The 20,693-nt window shown below is 74.1% G+C and carries 19 protein-coding genes and 1 rRNA gene; 6 read left to right on the forward strand and 14 right to left on the reverse strand.

All coding sequences use genetic code 11. From position 1 onward, the window contains the following. Positions 1-1,005 (reverse strand): 16S ribosomal RNA (locus VEW93_04660); the annotation flags it as partial. A 462-nt stretch (positions 1,006-1,467) separates the two neighbouring features. Next, a complete protein-coding gene (gene tyrS / locus VEW93_04665; GenBank protein HYI61076.1) occupies positions 1,468-2,745 on the reverse strand; it encodes a tyrosine--tRNA ligase in 1,278 nt (425 codons plus the stop codon). Positions 2,746-2,835: 90 nt separating this feature from the next. Here tyrS and VEW93_04670 point away from each other — a divergent pair, with 90 nt between their 5' ends. Continuing rightward, positions 2,836-3,402 (forward strand): hypothetical protein, encoded by a 567-nt coding sequence (locus VEW93_04670; GenBank protein ID HYI61077.1) that lies wholly within the window; start codon positions 2,836-2,838, stop codon positions 3,400-3,402. On the opposite strand, the gene VEW93_04675 is transcribed toward VEW93_04670, so the two are convergent. The 4 genes from VEW93_04675 to VEW93_04690 are packed head-to-tail and all read right to left on the reverse strand — an operon-like array spanning position 3,399 to position 7,339. Next, positions 3,399-4,034 (reverse strand): NUDIX domain-containing protein, encoded by a 636-nt coding sequence (locus tag VEW93_04675; GenBank protein HYI61078.1) that lies wholly within the window; start codon positions 4,032-4,034, stop codon positions 3,399-3,401. The genes VEW93_04670 and VEW93_04675 overlap by 4 nt on opposite strands. Then, on the reverse strand, positions 4,031-4,618 hold the full coding sequence (locus VEW93_04680; GenBank protein HYI61079.1) for a DNA-3-methyladenine glycosylase: 588 nt from the start codon (positions 4,616-4,618) through the stop codon (positions 4,031-4,033). The genes VEW93_04675 and VEW93_04680 overlap by 4 nt, the downstream gene beginning before the upstream one ends. Beyond that, positions 4,615-5,856, reverse strand: coding sequence for a type I phosphomannose isomerase catalytic subunit (locus VEW93_04685; protein ID HYI61080.1), 1,242 nt, complete (start codon positions 5,854-5,856; stop codon positions 4,615-4,617). Before VEW93_04685 ends, VEW93_04680 begins: the two co-directional genes overlap by 4 nt. A gap of 25 nt (positions 5,857-5,881) precedes the next feature. Next, positions 5,882-7,339, reverse strand: coding sequence for a neutral zinc metallopeptidase (locus VEW93_04690; GenBank protein ID HYI61081.1), 1,458 nt, complete (start codon positions 7,337-7,339; stop codon positions 5,882-5,884). Between the two features lie 168 nt (positions 7,340-7,507). On the opposite strand from VEW93_04690, the gene VEW93_04695 reads away from it, so the two are divergent. After that, on the forward strand, positions 7,508-10,063 hold the full coding sequence (locus VEW93_04695) for a DUF3516 domain-containing protein (protein HYI61082.1): 2,556 nt from the start codon (positions 7,508-7,510) through the stop codon (positions 10,061-10,063). A gap of 31 nt (positions 10,064-10,094) precedes the next feature. On the opposite strand, the gene VEW93_04700 is transcribed toward VEW93_04695, so the two are convergent. After that, on the reverse strand, positions 10,095-10,574 hold the full coding sequence (locus VEW93_04700) for a plastocyanin/azurin family copper-binding protein (GenBank protein HYI61083.1): 480 nt from the start codon (positions 10,572-10,574) through the stop codon (positions 10,095-10,097). 269 nt (positions 10,575-10,843) lie between these two features. Here VEW93_04700 and VEW93_04705 point away from each other — a divergent pair, with 269 nt between their 5' ends. Continuing rightward, complete coding sequence (locus tag VEW93_04705; protein ID HYI61084.1) at positions 10,844-12,343, forward strand: glycoside hydrolase family 16 protein; 1,500 nt, start codon at positions 10,844-10,846, stop codon at positions 12,341-12,343. On the opposite strand, the gene rfbD is transcribed toward VEW93_04705, so the two are convergent. The 5 genes from rfbD to VEW93_04730 all read right to left on the reverse strand — a co-directional run bounded on the left by rfbD (position 12,331) and on the right by VEW93_04730 (position 16,690). After that, positions 12,331-13,200, reverse strand: a complete 870-nt coding sequence (gene rfbD, locus VEW93_04710; protein HYI61085.1) for a dTDP-4-dehydrorhamnose reductase — start codon at positions 13,198-13,200, stop codon at positions 12,331-12,333. The two genes, VEW93_04705 and rfbD, sit on opposite strands and share 13 nt — an antisense overlap. Further along, on the reverse strand, positions 13,197-14,159 hold the full coding sequence (gene rfbB / locus VEW93_04715) for a dTDP-glucose 4,6-dehydratase (GenBank protein ID HYI61086.1): 963 nt from the start codon (positions 14,157-14,159) through the stop codon (positions 13,197-13,199). Before rfbB ends, rfbD begins: the two co-directional genes overlap by 4 nt. 5 nt (positions 14,160-14,164) lie before the next feature. Beyond that, positions 14,165-14,734, reverse strand: coding sequence for a dTDP-4-dehydrorhamnose 3,5-epimerase family protein (locus VEW93_04720; protein ID HYI61087.1), 570 nt, complete (start codon positions 14,732-14,734; stop codon positions 14,165-14,167). 20 nt (positions 14,735-14,754) lie between these two features. Next, positions 14,755-15,858, reverse strand: coding sequence for a glucose-1-phosphate thymidylyltransferase (locus VEW93_04725; GenBank protein HYI61088.1), 1,104 nt, complete (start codon positions 15,856-15,858; stop codon positions 14,755-14,757). Between the two features lie 61 nt (positions 15,859-15,919). Continuing rightward, positions 15,920-16,690 (reverse strand): TetR/AcrR family transcriptional regulator, encoded by a 771-nt coding sequence (locus VEW93_04730; GenBank protein HYI61089.1) that lies wholly within the window; start codon positions 16,688-16,690, stop codon positions 15,920-15,922. Positions 16,691-17,137: 447 nt separating this feature from the next. Between VEW93_04730 and VEW93_04735 the strand changes: the two genes are divergently transcribed. The 3 genes from VEW93_04735 (at position 17,138) to VEW93_04745 (ending at position 19,253) form a co-directional block, all read left to right on the forward strand. Next, positions 17,138-17,827, forward strand: coding sequence for an MgtC/SapB family protein (locus VEW93_04735; protein HYI61090.1), 690 nt, complete (start codon positions 17,138-17,140; stop codon positions 17,825-17,827). Between the two features lie 79 nt (positions 17,828-17,906). Next, positions 17,907-18,065, forward strand: coding sequence for a hypothetical protein (locus tag VEW93_04740; GenBank protein HYI61091.1), 159 nt, complete (start codon positions 17,907-17,909; stop codon positions 18,063-18,065). An 84-nt stretch (positions 18,066-18,149) separates the two neighbouring features. Further along, on the forward strand, positions 18,150-19,253 hold the full coding sequence (locus VEW93_04745; GenBank protein ID HYI61092.1) for a glutamate--cysteine ligase: 1,104 nt from the start codon (positions 18,150-18,152) through the stop codon (positions 19,251-19,253). 124 nt (positions 19,254-19,377) lie between these two features. On the opposite strand, the gene VEW93_04750 is transcribed toward VEW93_04745, so the two are convergent. Beyond that, positions 19,378-20,091, reverse strand: coding sequence for a GAF and ANTAR domain-containing protein (locus tag VEW93_04750; GenBank protein HYI61093.1), 714 nt, complete (start codon positions 20,089-20,091; stop codon positions 19,378-19,380). Between the two features lie 184 nt (positions 20,092-20,275). After that, the coding region (locus VEW93_04755; protein ID HYI61094.1) for a DUF4383 domain-containing protein at positions 20,276-20,693 on the reverse strand (418 nt) is incomplete at its 5' end.

Here is a 20,693-nt window from a genome sequence, read left to right on the forward strand (position 1 = left end):
TCAGGAACATGTCAAGCCCAGGTAAGGTTCTTCGCGTTGCGTCGAATTAAACCACATGCTCCGCTGCTTGTGCGGGCCCCCGTCAATTCCTTTGAGTTTTAGCCTTGCGGCCGTACTCCCCAGGCGGGGCACTTAATGCGTTAGCTTCGGCACGGAGGGAGTCGACACCCCCCACACCTAGTGCCCATCGTTTACGGCGTGGACTACCAGGGTATCTAATCCTGTTTGCTCCCCACGCTTTCGCGTCTCAGCGTCAGTAACGTCCCAGCGAGCTGCCTTCGCAATTGGTGTTCCTCCTGATATCTGCGCATTTCACCGCTACACCAGGAATTCCACTCGCCTCTTCCGTACTCAAGCCCGACAGTATCCACCGGCATCCGAGGGTTGAGCCCCCGACTTTCACAGCGGACTTACCGGACCGCCTACACGCGCTTTACGCCCAATGATTCCGGACAACGCTCGCCCCCTACGTATTACCGCGGCTGCTGGCACGTAGTTAGCCGGGGCTTCTTCTGAAGGTACCGTCACTCCACCGAGCTATTACCCCGTTGAGCTTCGTCCCAACTGAAAGGAGTTTACAATCCGAAGACCGTCTTCCTCCACGCGGCGTTGCTGCGTCACGCTTTCGCGCATTGCGCAAGATTCCCCACTGCTGCCTCCCGTAGGAGTCTGGGCCGTGTCTCAGTCCCAGTGTGGCTGGACATCCTCTCAGACCAGCTATCCGTCGTAGCCTTGGTGAGCCATTACCTCACCAACAAGCTGATAGACCGCGAGCCCATCCCGAAGCGGAATCCATTTCTTCATCTCGCCATGCGACATGATGAAGGTATCCGGTATTAGCAGCGGTTTCCCGCTGTTATCCCGGTCTTCGGGGCAGGTTGCTCACGTGTTACGCACCCGTTCGCCACTTTCCACCCAGAGCAAGCTCCGGGCTTCACGTTCGACTTGCATGTATGAAGCGTGCCGCCAGCGTTCGTCCTGAGCCAGGATCAAACTCTCCGTCAAGATCTCGACCTCGCCACCGAGGTGGTCCGGTCTTCGATCGGGTAATAGAGAGCCGGACGGGACCTGACGTCCCTTGTGTCCGACTGGCATCAGAACAGACAATTGGCTTGTCCGTTACTTGATGCGTTGAATTGACAAACCTGTCGCGCCGATGCCGAAGCACCGAGGCGGCAGGCCCGCACTCGTACGTCCTCTGTTCTGTTTTCAAGGAGCACCCTGCTCCCCGAAGGGAGCCGCTCTCCGGCAGTCGCCCGTGGGCGGTGGTGCCGGGTGCCTCGGGATCGGTGGAACCGTTCCCTGGGCGGCTGACCACCCTACCGGCGGGCCTCGGGAGCGTCAACTCCCTCGGGGCCGGGACCTCGGTGGCAACCCCTCACCCGGAGGTGGGGGGTGCCGAGAACCTAGGCACGGGCCCCGGCGCCGTCCAAATCCACCGGGCCCGCGGGCGGGCGACGGCCCTGGTCAGGGCACCGCCACGGCCATGGCGTAGGCCCGCTTCCCCTTGCGGAGCAGGGCGTAGCGCCCGTGCAGGAGGTCCGCGGGCCCGAGGGCCCGGTCGGCCCCCAGGCGGGCCCCGTTGAGGTAGACGCCGCCCTGGTCGAGGGCCCGGCGGGCCTCGCTGGTCGAGGTCACCAGGCCGGCGTCCCGCAGCAGGCCGGCCACGGTGGCCCCCTCGCGCTCCGGCCCGTCGAGGGCCACGCTGGGCACCTCGGCGGCCACCGCGGCCAGGGCCGGAGCCGAGGCCCCGGTGGGATCCCCCCCGAAGAGCACGGCCGACGCCTCCTCGGCGGCCGCCGCCGCCTCGGCCCCGTGGACCACGGTGGTGACCTCCCGGGCCAGGCGGCGCTGGGCCTCCCGCCGGGCCGGATCGGCGCCGTGGGCCCGGACCAGGGCCTCGATCTCGGGCACGGGGAGCAGGGTGAGCCACCGGAGCTGGCGGTCGACCTCGGCGTCGTCGACCTGGATGAAGTGCTGGAAGAGCTGGTACGGGCTGGTCCGCTCGGCCGCCAGCCAGACCCGCCCACCGGTGCTCTTGCCCAGCTTGGCGCCGTCCGGCCCCGTCAGCAGGGGCCAGCACAGGGCGTGGACCGAGACCCCCCGGACCCGCCGGACCAGGTCCACGCCCGAGACGATGTTGCCCCACTGGTCCGACCCGCCGACCTGCAGCTCGACGTCGTGGTGGTCGTGGAGCCACACGTAGTCCCGGGCCTGGAGCAGCATGTAGGAGAACTCGGTGAAGGAGATGCCCTGCTCGCTCTCGAGGCGGGCCCGCACCGAGTCGCGGGCCAGCATCTGGTTCACGGTGACGTGGCGTCCCACGTCGCGCAGGAAGTCGATGAGCGTGAGCTCGTCGGTCCAGTCCCGGTTGTCGACGAACCGGGCCCCCCGGGAGCCGTCCGGGTCGACCACCCGGGCGATCTGGGCCGAGATGGCCTCCACGTTGGCCGCCAGGATCTCGTCGTCGAGCAGGTTGCGCTCGTCCGAGCGGCCCGACGGGTCGCCGATCAGGCCGGTGGCCCCCCCGGCCAGCCCGACGACCCGGTGCCCGGCGTCGCCCAGCCGCCGGAGCACCAGCAGGCCGATCAGGTTGCCGATGTGCAGGCTGTCGGCCGTGGGGTCCAGGCCCAGGTAGGCCGTGACGCGCCCCCGGGCCAGGCGGGCGGCCAGGGCGTCGCGGTCGGTGGTCAGGTGGACGAGGCCCCGGGCCTCGAGGTCGGCGAGCACGTCGGCGGTCGTCACCGCGCCAGTCTGGCCCGTGCCCCGACGACGGCCGGGCCGGGCCGGCCCACCGAGTGGACCGCCGGCCCGCCGGGCCACCACGCTGTGGCCGTGGCCGCCCCCCGCACCGACACCCCGCTCGTGGCCCCGCCGGACGGGGCCGGCCCCGGCGGCCCCCGGCACGGCTTCACCGTGGGCCGGGTCCTGGGCGTGGCCGCCATGCTGGCCGTGGCCCTGTTCTGGCTGTGGATCTTCTCGGGCGCGCCGGCCAAGCAGAACCCCGACCGCCTGGACGACCGGCGCTGGGTGGAGCGGGCCGAGGCGGCGTGCGCCACGACCATGGCCCGCATCGACACGAGGGAGGCGGTGGGGCGCCGGAGCCGGGTCCAGCGGGCCGACGACATCGACACCTCCAGCGCCGAGCTCCGGGCCCTGCTCGACGGGCTGGCCGACCCGCCCCCGGCCTCGGCCGGCGACCGGGAGGTGGTCGAGCGGTGGCTGGCCGACTGGCGGGACCTGCTGGGCGACCGCGACGCCTACGCGGCGGCCATCCGCACCGACCCGGACGCCCGCTTCGTGACCACCGAGAAGTTCAACGATCCCCTCGACACGGTCGTCGAGATCTTCGCCGACGTGAACGACATGCCGTCCTGCGGCCCCGCTGGCGACGTCGGCTAGGGCCGACGCTCCCCCACCAGGGCGGCCACGGCCAGGCCCCGGCGCACCAGGCGGCGGGTGCTGGCATCGGCGCCGGCGGCGTCCAGGTCGGCCTCGGTGCGCACCCAGCGCCAACCGGTCGACTCGTGGTTGGCCGCCACCGGCGCGTCGTCTTCGGCCAGGAGGAGGAAGCGCAGGTCGTGGTGCACGTGGAACGAGCCGTCGGGGTAGGCCACGTCGTGCACGTCCAGGTCGACGGCGGGCACCACCGGCACCAGGCCGGCCAGGCCCGTCTCCTCGGCCGCCTCCCGGCACGCCGCGGCCAGCAGGTTCCCGTCCCCGTCCACGTGGCCGCCGGGCTGGAACCACCGCCCCAGCTTCCGGTGGTGCAGCAGCAGCGCCCCCCGGCCCGGGGCCACCACCACGGCCGAGGCGGTCATGTGGTCGGGCAGGCTGGCCCGATCCAGGGGGTCGGCCGGCGCCGCCCACAGGGCCAGGGCGCGGGCCCGCAGGGGGTCCAGCGAGGCGGGCAGGGACGCCGCCTCGACCAGGGCCCGGGCCAGGTCGCGATCGCCCGGCCGGGACGTGGACCGAGGGTCGCCGGCCCCCAGCACCTCCCAGGCCGGGTCGGGCTGGGGCCGGGGCCCGGTCATCGCGGCCGTCCCGAGACGTGGGGGTCGCCGGGCACGTACCAGCGCCACGGCAGCTCGGCCCCGGCCGACAGGCCGATGCGGGGGCTGGTGGCCGGGGCCACCCCGAGCGGGGTGCCGTCGACGGCCAGGTGCACGCCCCGGTCCGAGCGCACCAGGTCGGCACCGTCGAAGGCGCCGTCCAGGCCGAAGGCCTGGCACAGCTTGGCCGGCCCGCTGGTGAGGTCGAGGTCCCGCCGGGCCCGGGGCCGGGCCGCCCGCATGGCCTCCAGGCCGGTCACCGGGGCCACGGCCCGGAGCAGCACCGCGCCGGCCTGCCCGTCGGTGCCGCACACCACGTTGGCGCACCAGTGCATGCCGTAGCTGAAGTACACGTAGAGGTGGCCCGGGGGGCCGAACATGACCCGGGTCCGGGGGGTGGGGCCCCGGTAGGCGTGGCTCCCGGGGTCCTCCGTGCCGCAGTAGGCCTCGACCTCGACGATGCGGCCCACCCGCTCGCCGTGGACCAGGAGGGTGCCCAGCAGCTCGGGGGCCACCTCCCGGGGGTCCCGGCCGTAGAACCGGCGCCCCAGCCGGCGCCGGCTCACGACGCCGAGGGGTCGGAGCCGACGGTGGCCCACCAGGCCGTGCCCCGGCCGGCCAGCCGGCACCCGTCCCGCTGGGCCGCCGGCACCAGGACGGCCCGGCCCGCGCCCAGGGTCACGGCCTCGGCCCCGGCCGACACCGTCACCTCGCCCTCGGTGGCCAGGACCAGGGCCGGGCCGGGCCCGGCGACGGGGGCCGGGACCGGGTCGCCGTCCAGGTCGACCCGCCGGAGGGCGATCTCCGGCACCGGCGGCCGGTAGGCCACCGCGCCGCCCTCCTCGCCGTCGCCGGGCAGCAGGGCCACGCCGGTCCCGGCGGGAGCCAGCAGGCGGGCCAGCTCGGCCCGGTCCACGTGCTTGGGGGTCAGGCCTCCCCGCACCACGTTGTCGGAGGCGGCCATGAGCTCGACCCCGGCCCCCTCCAGGTAGGCGTGGGGCACCCCGGCGGGCAGGAACACCCCCTCCCCCGGCTCCAGGCGCCGGAGCTCCAGGACGCACGGGGCCAGGGCGGTGGGGTCCCCCGGGAAGGCGGCGGCCAGGCGCCGGGTCCAGGCCGCCACCGGATCGGCGGCCGAGCCCGGGTCGGCGGGCGCCGGCCCGGGCCGGTCGTCGCTGCCCTCGACGGCGGGCGCCACCCCGCCGGCCCGAGCCGCGGCGTCGGCCAGGGCCCCGGCGGCCTCGCCGGTGGCGGCCAGGAGCGCCTCCAGGGCGAGCCGAGCGTCGGGCTCGGCCCGGACCCGGTCGGCCAGGGCTGCGACCGCCGGGTCGTCCAGCGCGCCGAGGGCGGCGGCGGCGGCGGCCCCGGTCCGGAAGCCGGTCAGCACCCAGGTGGGCTCCAGCGCCACCAGCACCTCGGGCTTGGCGTACGGGTCGCGGTAGGTGCGGGTCGGGGCGTCGAGGGGGATGCCGGCCTCCTCCTCCCGGTCCCAGCCGGCCCGGGCCTGCTCGGGCGACGGGTGGAGCTGGATGCTGAGCGGCCCCCCGATGGCCAGGATCTTGAGCAGGAACGGCAGCCGGGGCCCGTAGCGCTCGACGACCGCCGGGCCCAGCACGGCCTGGGGGTCGGCCTCGACCTCTTGGCCCAGGGGGCGCCCGTCGGGCAGCCGGGAAGGGCTGCCGGGGTGGGCGCCGACCCACAGCTCGGCCTCGGGGCCTCCGGTCGGTTCGGTGCCCAGGAGCCGGGCCAAGCCGTCGGCCGCGCCCCAGGCGTAGTCCCGGACCGGGTTGGCGAGGAGGAGCACGGGCCGAGACTAGGGCGGCGGCCGCTCAGGCCAGGAGGGCCTCGCAGTCGTCGAAGCCGCCCAGGAAGCCGGTGCGGAACGCTTCGGTGCGCTCGAACGGGCTGCCGCTCTCGGCGTCGCCGCCGAAGGCCAGGAAGGAGATGATGGCCTCGTCGAGGTCACCGGCCGAGAGGCTCAGCTCCGAGTCGGGGCGGAGCTTGAAGAACACGTCGCCGGCGTAGAGGCCGGTCAGGCAGTCGGCGTTGAGCAGCGACTCCTTGGAGTTGTCGGTGTTGCCCTGCTGGACCTGGGCCGCGAACGACCACTGCCGGGCCAGCTCGGCGCCGAGGGCGAAGTCGCCGATCTCCTCCAGGGCGGGCACCAGCTCGACGCCGTCGAGCACCACCGTGTTCTCGTCGACGCAGTAGTAGACGCCGAACTCGATGTCCTCGGGGGCCAGCACGTCGCCGCCGCACTCGACCTCGTCGCGGGCGGGGTCGACGATCTGCACGTCGGAGATCTCCTCCCAGGGGCTGCCGAGCTGCTCGAACAGGCCCGCGTAGTAGTCCTCCAGGTCGCCGACCAGGAGGGGCAGCAGTTCCTCGGCCGGGAGGTCGCCCATGGACGACTCCTCCTGGGTGTCGAAGACCTGCTGGACCACCACCGGCTCCTCGGTCCCGTACCCGGCGCAGCGGGCCGCGCCCTCGTCGATCCCGTCGGAGAAGGCCGACACCCGGTCGAAGCCGGAGCCGTGGGCCTGCGGGTCGTCCGGCGAGGAGCCGGGGGCGTCGCGGATCTCGATGAGGCCGGCGATGGCCACGTCCAGGTCGTCCAGGTCGGCCTGGAAGGCCTCGCTCTCCCCGTCGATGACGTGGGCCACCCAGGCCCCGGCGAAGCAGTCAGCCTGGAGCTCGCTGATGACCGAGCGCAGGGTGTCGAAGTCGCCGGTGCGGGCCTGGATGGCGTGGCCGAACTCGTGGGCCATGACCACCGCGGCGGTGAAGGCGCCGAACTCCTCGATGAACGGCTCCACCAGGCCCTCGCGGTCCCAGGCGATGAGGTCGCCGTCGCTGCAGTAGAAGGCGTTCACGGCGATGTCCTCGTAGGCGGTGACGCCGGGGCAAGGCGGCAGGTCGGCGCCCTCGGTGTCGGGGCCGTAGGTCCAGAACCCGCCGGCGATCTCCTCGTAGTCCTCCTCGTAGACCTCGGGGTAGGTCGAGCGCCAGAACTCCTCCACGTCCAGGGCGGCGGCGATCATGACCTGGTCGGCGCTCTCGGTGGTGTCGGTGTCGACCTGGGACGGGTCGCCCATGGGCTCGATGGGCTCCTCGATCTCCGGGACCGAGGTCTCCATCTGGCCGTCCTGGGGCGGCTCGGTCGACGTGGTGGTCGACTCCTGGGCCACGCCGGCCGCGCCGCCGTCGTCGTCGCCTCCCCCGCAGGCGGCCACCGCCACCGCCAGGGCGACCGCCACCGCCGCCACCCGGAACCTGTTCGTGCGCATCTCTGGGGAACCTCGTCGTGGTCGCCCCGCCCGGCCGGCGACACCGTCGCGACCGACTCCGGGGAGCCGCCCACCTCGGCGGCTGGCGGGGATCATGGCCCACATCGGGAGCGGCCGCCGGATCCACGACCGAGGGTCCCCACCCCGGCAGTCCCTACCATCGGACCGGTGACGGCCGGCCAGCAGGGGGACCAGACCAACCTGGGCGACCGGGTGCCGGCCTCGGGCTCGCCCGAGGACGTGGTCGACGCCTTCCTGGGGTGGGTCGAGGACCGGGGCCTGGTCCTGTACCCGCACCAGGAGGAAGCCCTCCTGGAGGTCGCCTCCGGCAGCCACGTCATCGTCAACACGCCGACCGGCTCGGGCAAGAGCCTCATCGCCGCCGCGGCCCACGCCTCCGCCCTGGCCCAGGGGCGCCGCAGCTTCTACACCGCGCCGATCAAGGCCCTGGTGTCGGAGAAGTTCTTCGAGCTGTCGGCCACCTTCGGGGCTGACCGGGTGGGCATGCTGACCGGCGACGCGGCGGTGAACCACGAGGCCCCGATCATCTGCTGCACGGCCGAGGTCCTGGCCAACATGGCCCTGCGCCACGGCCGCCACGCCCCGGTGGGCCAAGTGGTGATGGACGAGTTCCACTACGTGGCCGAACCGGACCGGGGCTGGGCCTGGCAGGTGCCCCTGCTGGAGCTGGTCGACGCCCAGCACATCCTGCTGTCGGCCACCCTGGGCGACACCAGCCGGTTCGAGACCGACCTGGAGCGCCGCACCGGGCGCCCGGTGGCCGTGGTGCGCTCCGCCACCCGGCCCGTGCCCCTGGTGCACGAGTTCCGCACCGTGCCCCTCACCGAGACGCTGCAGGAGCTGCTGGCCGGCGGCGGGGCACCGGTCTACGTCGTCCGCTTCACCCAGGCCGGCGCGGCCGAGCGGGCCCAGGCCCTGACCAGCCTCAAGCTCTGCACCCGGGAGGAGAAGGACGCCATCGCCGAGCTGATCGGCGACTTCCGCTTCGCCGCCGGGTTCGGCAAGACCCTGTCGCGCTTCGTGCGCCAGGGCATCGGCGTGCACCACGCCGGGATGCTGCCCAAGTACCGGCGCCTGGTCGAGCGCCTGGCTCAGGCCGGGCTGCTCAAGGTCATCTGCGGGACCGACACCCTGGGGGTGGGCATCAACGTGCCCATCCGCACCGTGCTGTTCACCTCCCTGTCCAAGTACGACGGGATCTCGACCCGGCTCCTCTCGGCCCGCGAGTTCCACCAGATCGGCGGGCGGGCGGGCCGGGCCGGGTTCGACACCCTGGGCACGGTGGTGGTCATGGCCCCCGAGCACGCCATCGACAACGCGCGGGCCGAGGCCAAGGCGTCGGCCAAGACCCAGGCCGACGGCAAGAAGCGCAAGCTGGTCAAGAAGAAGCCGCCGCCCGGCACCGTGTCGTGGGGCGAGCCCACCTTCACCCGGCTGGTGGGGGCCGAGCCCGAGCCCCTCACCACCAGCCTCCACGTGTCGCACGCCATGCTCATCAACGTGCTGGACCGCCCGGGCGACGGGCGGGCCGCCCTGCGCCACCTGCTCACCGACAACCTGGACCCCGAGCCGGAGCGGGAGAAGCACCTGGCCCGAGCGGCCGAGATCGAGCGGGCCCTGCTGGACGGCGGGGTGGTCGAGGAGCTGGACGAGCCCGACGAGAAGGGCCGCACCGTGCGGGTCACCGTCGAGCTCCAGCCCGACTTCGCCCTCAACCAGCCCCTGGCCCCCTTCGCCCTGGCCGCCCTCGACCTGCTCGACCCCGAGAGCCTGACCTGGGCCCTGGACGTGGTGTCGGTGATCGAGGCGGTGTTGGAGGACCCCCGGCCCGTGATCGCGGCCCAGGTCAGCAAGGCCAAGGGGGAGGCCGTGGCCCAGATGAAGGCCGACGGCAAGGACTACGAGCAGCGCATGGTCGAGCTGGAGGACGTCACCCACCCCCGGCCCCTGGCCGAGCTGCTCGACCCCATGTTCGACCTGTACCGCCAGAGCCACCCCTGGGTGGCCGACCAACCCCTGCGCCCCAAGGCCGTGGTGCGGGACATGTACGAGCGGGCCATGGGCTTCACCGACTACGTCCGCTTCTACCAGCTGGCCCGGGTGGAGGGCACCGTGCTGCGCTACCTGACCGACGCGTACCGCACCCTGGTCAAGACCGTCCCCGAGGACACCAAGACCGACGAGCTGGTCGACATCACCGAGTGGCTGGGCGAGATCGTCCGCCAGGTCGACTCCAGCCTCCTCGACGAGTGGGAGGCCCTGCGCCAGCCCGGCGACGGCGGTGCCACCGTCCCCCGCCCGTCGGAGGCACCCGTCGAGGTGGCCCCGCCCCCGGTCACCGCCAACCGCCGGGCCTTCACCGTGCTGGCCCGCAACGCCATGTTCCTGCGGGTGGAGCTGGCCGCCGGCCAACGCTGGACCGCGCTGGGGGAGCTGGAGGGGCCCGACACGTGGACGGCCGAGCGCTGGTACCAGGAGCTGCAGCCCTACTTCGCCGAGCACCCGTCCATCGGCATCGGCCCCGACGCCCGCAACCCGGCGCTGCTCCAGGTGACCGAGCACCCGGACCGGTGGGACCTGCGCCAGGTCCTGGACGACCCGGCCGACGAGCACGCCTGGGCGCTGGAGGCCGAGGTCGACCTGCGGGCCTCGGACGAGGCCGGCGAGCCGGTGGTGCGCATGGTGGCGGTGCGCGAGCTGTGACGGGCCGTCCCCGGGCCCGGGGACGGCTGGGCTACTGGACGACCACCTCGCCGGCCATGCCGGAGTGGATCTCGCACACGTAGGTGTAGGTGCCGGCCTCGTCGAAGGTGTGGGAGAAGGAGGCCCCGGCGTCGAGCTCGTCGGAGCTCCACACCCCGTCGTCGCTGGTGGTGGTGTGGGGAACCGAGTCGTCGTTGGTCCACGTCACCTGGCTGCCCACGGCCACGGTCAGGGTGGACGGGTCGAAGGCGGTGTCGGCCATGGCCACCCGGTCGCCGCTGGTCGTCTCGATCTCGGTCTCCTGGGGCCCGGTGGTGGCGGTGGTCCCGCTCGTCACCGTGCCGCCCTCGGTGGTGCCCGTGGTCCCGGCCTCGACCGTGGTGGTCGTGGTGTCGCCGGCCGAGGCGCCGTCGTCGTCGTCACCTCCCCCGCAGGCCGTTCCGGCCGCGGCCAGGGTGAGGACGAGCGCCACGGTCATCGTGGCGCGCCAGGGCGAGGACGAGAGGCGCATGCCCCCCAGCGTCGCGCCGAACGGGACCCGTTGCCAGGGGTGGCCCACCCGTCCGCCGCCAGGGCAGTCGCGCCGAGGCCTCCTCCAAGGCACCGGGCCACCGCGTCGGGCCCCGTCGTCGGCCATGCGGATGGGCGGGTTCGGACTTCGTTCCGTCTCGGCCTCGCCACGCACGGTGAGCACGCTCACGATCAGTGGGAAACCCCTCAGGACAACGGGTTCCCGGTCGATGAGGCCTGGGACCCGTCCCGTCACCCCGAGGAGCCGACGTGCTGCATCGCCGCCCCCACCTCCGGTGGTCGCGACGGCTGCCCGCCCTCGTCGTCCTGGCGGCCCTGGGCACCGTGGCCACGGCCTGCGAGCCCCCGGCGCCCGCCCCGGCGCCCCGGCCCCCGCCCCCCGCCACCGCCCCGCCCCGGCCCACCCCGCCGGCCGGTACCCGGTCCGTGGTGGCCGATGTCGACACCTTCGCCGTCTCGGGCCAGCCCACCGCCACCCGGGGCGGCGACACCGTCCTGCGGGTCATGGACAGCCAGGGCAAGACGAAGATCGGCTACGTCTCGTTCCCGGTGGCCGACACGGGGGCCACCTTGGACGCCACCCTGGCCCTCACCCCCCGGCAGTCCCGCTTCGCCGTCCAGGTCCGCGCCACCGGGGCCTTCAGCGACACCACCACCTTCGCCACCCGGCCCGCCCTCGGCGGGGTGCTGGGCCAGGGCACCACCGTGGCCGGCCAGCGCCTTGCCATCCCCCTCCGGGGCGTCCCGGTGTCCGGCGGCCGCGTCCACCTGGCCCTCACCACCACCAGCCCGTACGAGCTGGAGGTCCTCTCCCGCGAGGGGGCCGCCGCCAGCGGCCCGGCCGCCGCCCCCGCCCTCGTCCTCGGCCCCACCACTCCTTCGCCCACCGCCCCGGCCACCCCCACCCGCCCCGGCTGGCGCCTCACCTTCGCCGACGAGTTCGACGGCACCGCGGTCGACACCACCAAGTGGAACGTCTACGACGAGGCCGAGGGCGGCCAGGTCGAGTCGCCCAAGGCCTCGACCTGCCCCCTGGCCCGCAACGTCAGCGTCCGGGACGGCATCCTGGTCATGCGGACCCAGGAGGCGAACGGGGCCTGCGCCGGCGGCCAGGCCCAGTCCGGAGCCGGGCTCAACACCTGGGGCACCTTCAGCCAGGCCGGGGGCCGCTTCGAGGTCCGGGGCCGCTGGACCCACCGCGGCAACTACCTGTGGGGCGGGTTCTGGACCCACGGCGTGGTCGGCCCCGGCTGGACCAGGGACAACGCCTCGGAGATCGACGTCTGGGAGTACATCGGCAAGGACGCCGAGCCCAACATCAGCCGGTTCAAGCCGGCCATCCACTACGACTACACCTGCACCTGCGGCAGCCAGAGCGTGCCCCACCCCGCCTACGACGTGACCGCCTGGGCCACCTACGCCGTCGAGTGGGAGCCCACCGACCCGTCGGACCCCACCACCATGCAGATCCGCTTCCTGGTCGACGACCGGCCCATCGCCGTGTTCGATCGGGCCGGCACCTGGCGGGTCCAGCCGGACGGGACCCGGGTGCTGGTGGCGGCCGGCGGCTGGGGCAACGCCAAGGGGCCGTTCCCCAACCCCTTCGGCCTGGACCGCCCCCAGCAGCTCGTGCTGTCGGCCTGGGTGGGAGCCCACGGGGTCGATGCCGCCACCGTGGCCCGCGGCTACCAGCCGGCCGGCGGCCACGCCGACCTCGAGGTCGACCACGTGCGGGTCTACCAGCGCTGAGCGGCGCGCAGCTCGGCCACCAGGGCCGGGAGGGACTCCTCGACGGGGGGTAGGAGCGGGATGCCCTCGCGGCGCAGCACCGCGTTGTCCAGCACCCCGTTGGCCGGCCGGGGGGCGGCCCGGGGCGGGCGCAGCTCGGCGGTGGCGACGGGGCGGACCCGGTCCGGGTCGTGCCCCGCCGCGGCCAGCACCCGGCGGGCGATCTCGTACCAGGTGGCCGGGCCCTGGCCGGTGACGTGGTGGAGCCCGGCCCGGCGGTCGGTCACCAGCCGCAGGAGGGTGCCGGCCAGGTCCGAGTCCACCGTCAGGCAGCCGCGCTGGTCGTCCACGAAGGCCAGGGGGCGCTCGGGCTGGCCGGCCAGGCGGAGGATGGTGGTCACCGCGTTGTCGCCGTGCCGACCGCACACCCACGAGGTGCGGACCACGCAGGCCCCGGGGCCGGCCTCCTGCTCGCCCTCCCACTTGGAACGGCCGTAGGCCGAGAGCGGGTGCGGTGCGTCGTCCTCGCGATAGGGGGCGGCCTGGGTGCCGTCGAAGACGTGGTCGGTGGACAGGTGGCACAGGAAGGCCCCCGCCGCGGCGCTGGCCGCGGCCAGGTGGCGGACACCGAGGGCGTTGACCCGCCGGGCCCGGTCGGGGTCGGCCTCGCAGGCGTCGACGTCGGTCCAGGCCGCGGCGTTGACCACCGCGGTGGGCCGGAGGCCGTGCAGCGCCGCGGCCACGGCCTCGCCGTCGGTCACGTCCAGCTCCCGGTGGCCGACTGCGGTGACCTGCCACCCGGCCCGGGTGAAGGCCGCCTCGACCTCGTGCCCGACCTGGCCCCGGGCCCCGGTCACCAGCAGGGTGGGCACCCTCATCGGGGGTCACCGGCCAGGGGCCGCCACCACCACTCGTTGCCCCGGTACCAGGCCACGGTGGCGGCCAGGGCCTCATCCAGGGGTCGGGCCCCGGCCCAGCCCAGGGCCCGCACCTTGGTGCTGTCCACCGCGTAGCGACGGTCGTGGCCCGGGCGGTCGGTCACCGGCTGGACCAGCTCGGTGCCCCGGCCGGTGAGGGCCAGGAGTCGGTCGACCAGCTCGCGGTTGGCGATGGGGTGGCCGGCACCGACGTTGTAGATCTCACCGGGCACCCCCCGCTCCAGCACCAGGTGCACGGCGGCGCAGTGGTCCTCGACGTGGAGCCAGTCGCGCTGGTGGAGCCCGTCGCCGTAGAGCGGGACCGGCCGCCCCTCCAGGAGACGGGTGGTGAAGCGGGGCACGGCCTTCTCGGGGTGCTGGAAGGGTCCCAGGTTGTTGGCGCACCGGGTGACGGCCACGGGCAGGCCGTAGGTGTGGTGGTGGGCCAGGGCGATCAGGTCGGCCCCGGCCTTGGAGGCCGCGTAGGGCGAGCGGGGGGCCAGCAGGTCGTCCTCGCCCGAGGACCCGGCCTCGACCGAGCCGTAGACCTCGTCGGTCCCGATGTGGACCACCCGGGCCACCTGGTGCCGCACCGCCGCCCCCATGACCACCTCGGTGCCCCCGCAGTTGGTGGACACGAACGCCTCGGGGCCGACGATGGAGCGATCCACGTGGGTCTCGGCCGCGAAGTGGACCACCGTGTCGTGGCCGGCCATGGCCGCCTCCACCGCGGGCCGGTCCCGGACGTCGCCCTGCACCAGGGTGAAGCGGGGGTCGTCGACCAGGTCGGCCACCGTCTCCCGGTTCCCGGCGTAGGTGAGGGCGTCGTAGGCCGTGACCCGGGCGTCGGTGGTGGACAGCACCCGGCGCACGTAGTTCGAGCCGATGAAGCCGGCCCCGCCGGTGACGAAGAGGCGCACGCCGCTCAGGCGTCCCCGGCCCGGGGCCGGAGGGCCGGGTCGAGCTGGTCGCGCCGGGGGTTGGCCCGGTCGCGGGCCGAGAGGACGGGCTCGGCCACGCCCCAGTCGGCCGCCACCGCCGGGTCGTCCCAGGCCACGCCCAGCTCGTCGGCCGGGTCGTGGTAGCCGTCGACCAGGTAGGTGATGGTCATGTCCGACAGGGCGGCGAAGCCGTGGGCCACGCCGGGCGGGATGTAGAGGCCGCGGTGGTCGTGGGCGCCGCCGGGCTCGGCCGCGGCCCCCAGGTCGAGCACCATGGTCGCCCCGTCGGTGGGCGCGCCGGCCCGCAGGTCGTGGAGCACCACCCGGGCCCGACCGGCGGGCACGTACCAGTAGTCGGCCTGGTGGCGGTGGTAGTGCAGGCCGACCACGCAGCCCGCGGCCCGGTCGGCCCGGTTGGCCTGCACCATCTCCCGGCTGCCGGGGATCCAGCTCCGCCGGTAGGTCTCGACGAAGCAGCCCCGCTCGTCGCGGTGGACCGCGGGGGTGGCCACCACCACCCCGGCGATGGGCTGGTCGGGGTCGATGCGGGCCATGGCCGCCACCCTGCCCCGGCCTAGGCGCCCAGGTCGAGCCAGGAGTGGTCCCCCAGCATCAGCCGGGTGGGACCCGGGGCCCGTTCGGTGCGGGTGACCTCGACCTCCCGGCCGATGAGCGAGCCGGCCAGGTGGGCCACGCCCGTCACCCGGCTGTCGCGCAGGACGATCGAGTCCTCGATCCCGGAGTCGACGATCTGGCAGCCGGGCCCGATGGCGGTGAACGGCCCGACCTGGCTGCGGGCCACGCGGGCCCCCTCGCCGATGACGGCCGGCCCCCGGATCACCGAGGCCTCGACCACGGCGCCGGCCCCGATGCGGACCCGGCCCTCGATCCGCGAGGCGCCGTCCACGGTCCCGTCGATGGCCGGCTCCACGGCCTCCAGCACCAGCCGGTTGCCCTCCAGGAGGGGGGCGAGGGCCCCGGTGTCCTTCCACCAGCCGTCCAGGACCTGGTGGCGCACCCGGTGCCCCCGGTGGATGAGCCACTCGATGGCGTCGGTGATCTCCAGCTCGCCCCGGGCCGAGGGCCGGATGGCCCGCACCGCGTCGTGGATGCTGCGGTCGAAGAGGTAGACCCCGACCAGGGCCAGGTCCGAGGGGGGGCGTTCGGGCTTCTCCACCAGCCCGGCGACGGTGCCGTCGGGGCCGAGGACCGCCACCCCGAAGCGCTGCGGGTCGGGCACCCGGGCCAGGAGGACCTGGGCCGAGAAGGGCTCGACCCGGCCGTCGGGGCCGGGGGCGGGGTGGCGACGGGCCTCGAAGCGGCGGACCAGATCGGTGACCCCGTGGCGCAGCAGGTTGTCCCCCAGGTAGACGATGACGTCGTCGTCGCCCAGGAAGTCCCGGGCGATGAGGACGCAGTGGGCCAGGCCCCGGGGCTCGTCCTGCTCGATGTAGGTGACGGCCAGGCCCCAGGCCGATCCGTCCCCCACCGCGTCGCGGATCTCGGGCCCGGTGGCCCCGACGACCATCCCGACCTCGGTGATGCCGGCCGCGGCCAGGTGCTCCAGCCCGTAGAACAGGATCGGCTTGTTGGCCACCGGCACCAGCTGCTTGGCCCCGGTGTGGGTGATGGGCCGGAGCCGGGTCCCGTTGCCGCCGGCGAGGACCAGACCCTTCACGACCGCTTTCTAGTGCCCCGGCGCCCGGGGCCGGCCCTCCGGCCGGGCCGGGTCGGAGCGGTCAGGCCACCCGGGCGGGCCGGGACGCAGGCCCGGCCACCGGCCCCGGGCCCTCGTCGCCGGGGGCCACGGTGGCCAGGACGTCGTCGAGGTCGGCGGGGTCGTCGTTGTCGCACAGCAGCGACACGAAGACGATCCGCACCGTGTCCTCCAGCAGGGTCATGGGGTCGAAGCCCGGCTCCAGCTGGGCCCGCATCACCAACCCGTCGGACACCGCGCTCAGGAGGGTCACGACCGACTCCACGGTGAAGGGCGGACGGATGGTGCAGTCCAGGCCCTCCAGGAGGACGGCCATGGCCTCCTCCTGGCGGGCGGAGGTGCGCAGGACGCGCTCGCCGTAGGCCCGGCGGGCCGCCTCGGCCACCACGTCGTCCCGGTCGGCCACCGCGCTGAGGAGCTGCTGGGCCTGGGTGGCCGCCCGGAGCTGCTCCAGGATGATGGTCAGGCCGGCTCCGGCGTTGGACGCCACCTGGGCCACGATGGCGGCCCCCGACGTGGTCTGGACGATCTCCTCGGCCCGGTCGCACGAGCGGTCCACCCGCTGCTCGGCCGGCGGGTGGGCCATGAGCCGCTCGACCAGGGCCACGTGGAACTCGGTGGCATCGGCGAAGCAGTTGTAGAAGCTGCCGGTGGGTACGCCGGCCGCCCGGCACGCCGATCGGACGCCGGGCAGGACATCGGCCGCCGTCAGCGAACGTACGAGGTCGGCGCCGGCGTCGAGGAGCCGCTGGCGGGCCGAGGTTTCGGCCGGGTCGTCAGGCCCATGCTCCATGGGAGCCACGATAGCAAACCCCTCCAAAGTGTAGAGAGCTGTCTCGGCCCGGGTCACGGGCGTGCGGCGATGTCAAGAGACACCCGTTCTATCTCGCTCTCCGCGTTCGATGGTAGAAAGCGGTCCCCGGCACACGCCCGGGGGGCACACAGGTGACGAGCCTTTGAGGCAAGGCTCGCAAGGGAAGCTCCGGCATCCCGACGATGGTTCCCCGCATCCCTGATGCGCGCCACCGGCGACGTGGTCACCACTGACTGCGTTCGTCACCTGTCCACCCGCGTCCTGGCGGGACCCAGAGCGGTCCGTCATCTTCCCTTCGGGTCGAGGATGGCGGCCCGCTCGCGCCCATCCCCGCCTCCCGGCGGTCCGCTGTGTGGCCGAGGGGCCGACGTGCCAGCATGGCGCCCCGCCGGAGGAGGTCCCGCACGGCCGGCAACGGGAGGTGTGGTGGGCAACGACGCGGAGATGCTGCTGCGGCTCGGCCTGGCCATGGTCCTGTGCTCGTGCATCGGCCTGGAGCGCGAGATCCGCTCCAAGAGCGCCGGCCTCCGCACCCACGCCCTCGTCGGGCTGGGGGCGGCGGTGGCCATGATGGTCAGCAAGTACGGCTTCGGCGACCTCGTCGGCAACCCGCAGACCAGCCTCGACCCGTCCCGGGTGGCGGCCCAGATCGTGTCCGGGGTCGGGTTCCTGGGCGCCGGCCTCATCTTCGTGCGGCGCGACGCGGTGCGGGGGCTCACCACCGCTGCGGTGGTGTGGCTGTCGGCCATGGTCGGCATGGCCTGCGGGGCCGGCATGTACGTCCTGGCCGCCGGCGCCACCGTGGCCCACTTCGTGGTGGTCATCGTCCTCCCGGCCCTGATGCGGTGGGTGCCGGGGACCAAGTGGAACCCCACCTACGTCACCGTGACCTACGTGGACGGGCGGGGGGTCCTCCGCCACGCCCTGAGCTCGCTGACCGGCCACGGGTTCACGGTCTCCGACCTGTCCGTCGAGCGCCGGAGCCTCTCCGACGGCCAGGTCCAGGTGTCGTTGGTGGTGCACGGCAAGGGCTCGGTCCAGGAGCTGGTGCCCAACCTGTCCCAGATCGACGGCGTGCTGAAGGTGGGCACCGACCGGGAGGCCGACCCGGCCTGACCGCCGGCCCTGCACCCCGGGTCCCGCGGTCTGCACGTACCTGCTCTACGGCTTCGGCCTGATCGGGACGTGGGACTCCGTGCCGCCCAGCTCCGACGACGACGTCTACGACCTGTCGTCTCCGGCCGGTTTCCTGTTCCACGACCCCAACGAGCCCTGCGATCCGGCCTTCGAGGTGCCCGGTCCCCCCGGGCTGGCCGTCACCTGGGACGAGCTCGACATCGTCAGCACGCCCTGACCGCCCGGCGCGTGCCCGGCGACCCGGGCACGCGCCGCCCGGTCGGTGCTGCTTGCCGGAGCCCCGGCGGGGAAGTCGGAGCCGGTGACAGGTCCGGCCCCCACCGTCGGCGTCGAGGAAGAGCTGTTCGTCGTCGACGCCGACACCGGCCGGTTGCGTGGTGACGCCCGGGCCATCGTGGCCAGCGCCGAGCACCGCGACGAGGACACGATCGACCGCGAGTTGAGCCGAGCCCAGGTGGAGACGGGTTCGGCGGTGTGTGCCACCCTGGCCGAGGTGCGCGCCTCGCTGACGTCGCTGCGCCGCCGGCTCGACGTCGCGGCCCGGGCCCACGGCGCCCGGGTGCTGGCCACCGGGACCCACCCGTCGTCACCGTGGCAGGACGCCGGCGGGGTCACGCCCCACGCCGCGTACCTGCAGCTGGCCGACGACTACGGGCTGCTGACCGACGAGCAGGTGGTGTCCGGCTGCCACGTCCACGTCGGGGTGCCGGACCCCGAGATGGCCATCCAGGTGATGAACCGGGTGCGGCTGGACGTGCCGATCCTGCTGGCCCTCAGCGGCAACTCCCCCTTCTGGGCCGGCGTCGACACCCGCTACGCCAGCTACCGCACGGAGGTCTTCCACCGCTGGCCCACCGCCGGGCTGCCCGAACCCTTCGCCTCCCGGGCCGAGTACGACGGGCTGGTCTCGCTGCTCCAGGCCACCAGCGCCATCGACGCCCCGGCCCGGCTCTACTGGGACGTACGACCGTCGGCCCGGTACCCGACCCTCGAGTTCCGGGTGGCGGACGTCCCCGTGACGGTGGGCGAGAGCGTCACCCTGGCCGGCCTGTGCCGGGCCCTGGTGGTGACGGCCGAGGCCGCGGTGCGTGCCGGCGAGCCGGCCCCCGTCCCCCGGCCCGAGGTCCTGCGGGCCGCCCTCTGGCGTGCCGCCCGCTTCGGCCTCTCCGGGGAGCTGGTCGATTTGGCCGCGGCCCAGGCCCGGCCGGCTCCGCTGGTGGTCGAGGACCTCCTGCGGCGGCTCCGGCCCGCCCTCGAGGGCCTGGGCGACGCACCCGACGTCGAGGCCGGCGTGGCCTGCCTGCTCGAGCACGGGACCGGCGCCGAGCGCCAACGCCGGGCCCACGCTCGCCGCGACCGCCTCGAGGACGTCGTGGACGTCCTGGTCGAGACCACCGTCCCCTGACCCGGGGCCCGGGGTGAGCGGGCCGGGCGGCCAGGGGACGGCAGCTCAGGGCCAGCGCTCGGAGTGCCACCGTGGACGCCTGCCCTGGCCGCCAGGACCGCAACGACGGCGGCGGCGGGTGGCCTCAGAGGGCGTCGCGCCGCTGCGCCCGCTCCACCATCTCGGCCGCGATGTCGCGCAGCTTGCGGTTCTCCCTCTGGGAGGCCCGCACCAGCAGGGCGAAGGCCTCGTCGGCGGTGCACCGGCTGCTGACCATGAGGATGCCCTTGGCCTGCTCGATCTGCGCTCGCGACCGCATGGCCTCCTGGAGGCTCTCGGTGAGCTGGTGGGCGTCCCAGTAGATCTGTGAGTTGGCCAGCAGGGTGGCCGCCTGCCCGGCCAGGGCCAGGCCGAGGTCGGCATCGGCCTCCGCGAACCCCTCGACGTCGGGCGAGTAGAGGTTGAGCGCACCGAACCCCTCGTCGTTGGAGATCATCGGGAGCGAGAAGGTGCTGCGAATGCCGTGGTCGGCGGCGGTCGAGGCGAAGGCGGGCCACCGTTTCTCGACCTCGGTGTCGTCGATCCGGTAGACGGCCTTGTGGCGGTAGGCGTCGAGGCACGGCCCCTCGCCCGTCTCGTACTGGGCGGAGTCGATGTCCACCGCGGTCTCGTGGGTGAACACGGCGGTGCGGGGCTCACCGTCGACGAGCGTCGAGATCCCGGCGAAGTGGGCGGCGGGGAAGGCGTCCACCGTGACCTGCGAGATGTAGCGCAAGGTCCCGTCGAGCGGCGCGGTGCCGATCAGGAAGCCCGCGAGGGCGTCGAGCGCGGCACGGACGGGGTCCGGCGAGTGGGGCATTGAGATCCCTGCTGATGGGGATGAGCCAACGGAGGGCCCCCAGCTGCTGGAGGGAACAAGGCAACTCACCGAGTCACCCCTCACCCTACGCCGCCCGGACCGCGCCGCGGCCAGAGCCGGGCCGCCCCCGCCCGGGCCGAGGCCGGGGCGGTGCGCCTCCGACGCGGGAGCGGGCCGGTGCGGGTCAGCGGCGCCGGTCGAGCGCGGCCCGGCCGGCGGCCAGGGCGGCCGCCCCCAGGGCGAGCATCCCCAGGCCCAGCCCGACGTGCAGCCAGTCGTCGGCCGTGTTGACGGGCACGAAGTTGGCGTCGTGGTCGTGGTCGACGGCGAAGCCGTAGGCCGCCAGCGCCAGGTACACGACGCCGCCCACCAGCAGGTAGAGCACGGCGTCGCGGGCGCGACGGGCCGCCACCAGGCCCACCAGGCCGAACAGCAGGTGGACGATGTTGTGCAGGATCGACACCTGGAAGATGCCGAGGAGCTCGGCGCCGCTCTCGTGGCCGGCGAGCTCCATGGCGTCGTAGTTGCTCGTGATCCCGGGGATGAAGCCGAGGACGCCGACGAGCAGGAAGACCGCTCCGACGGCCTTCGTGGCGGTGCGG

The sequence above is a fragment of the Acidimicrobiales bacterium genome, from assembly GCA_035630295.1.
Lineage (GTDB): Bacteria > Actinomycetota > Acidimicrobiia > Acidimicrobiales > Iamiaceae > Iamia.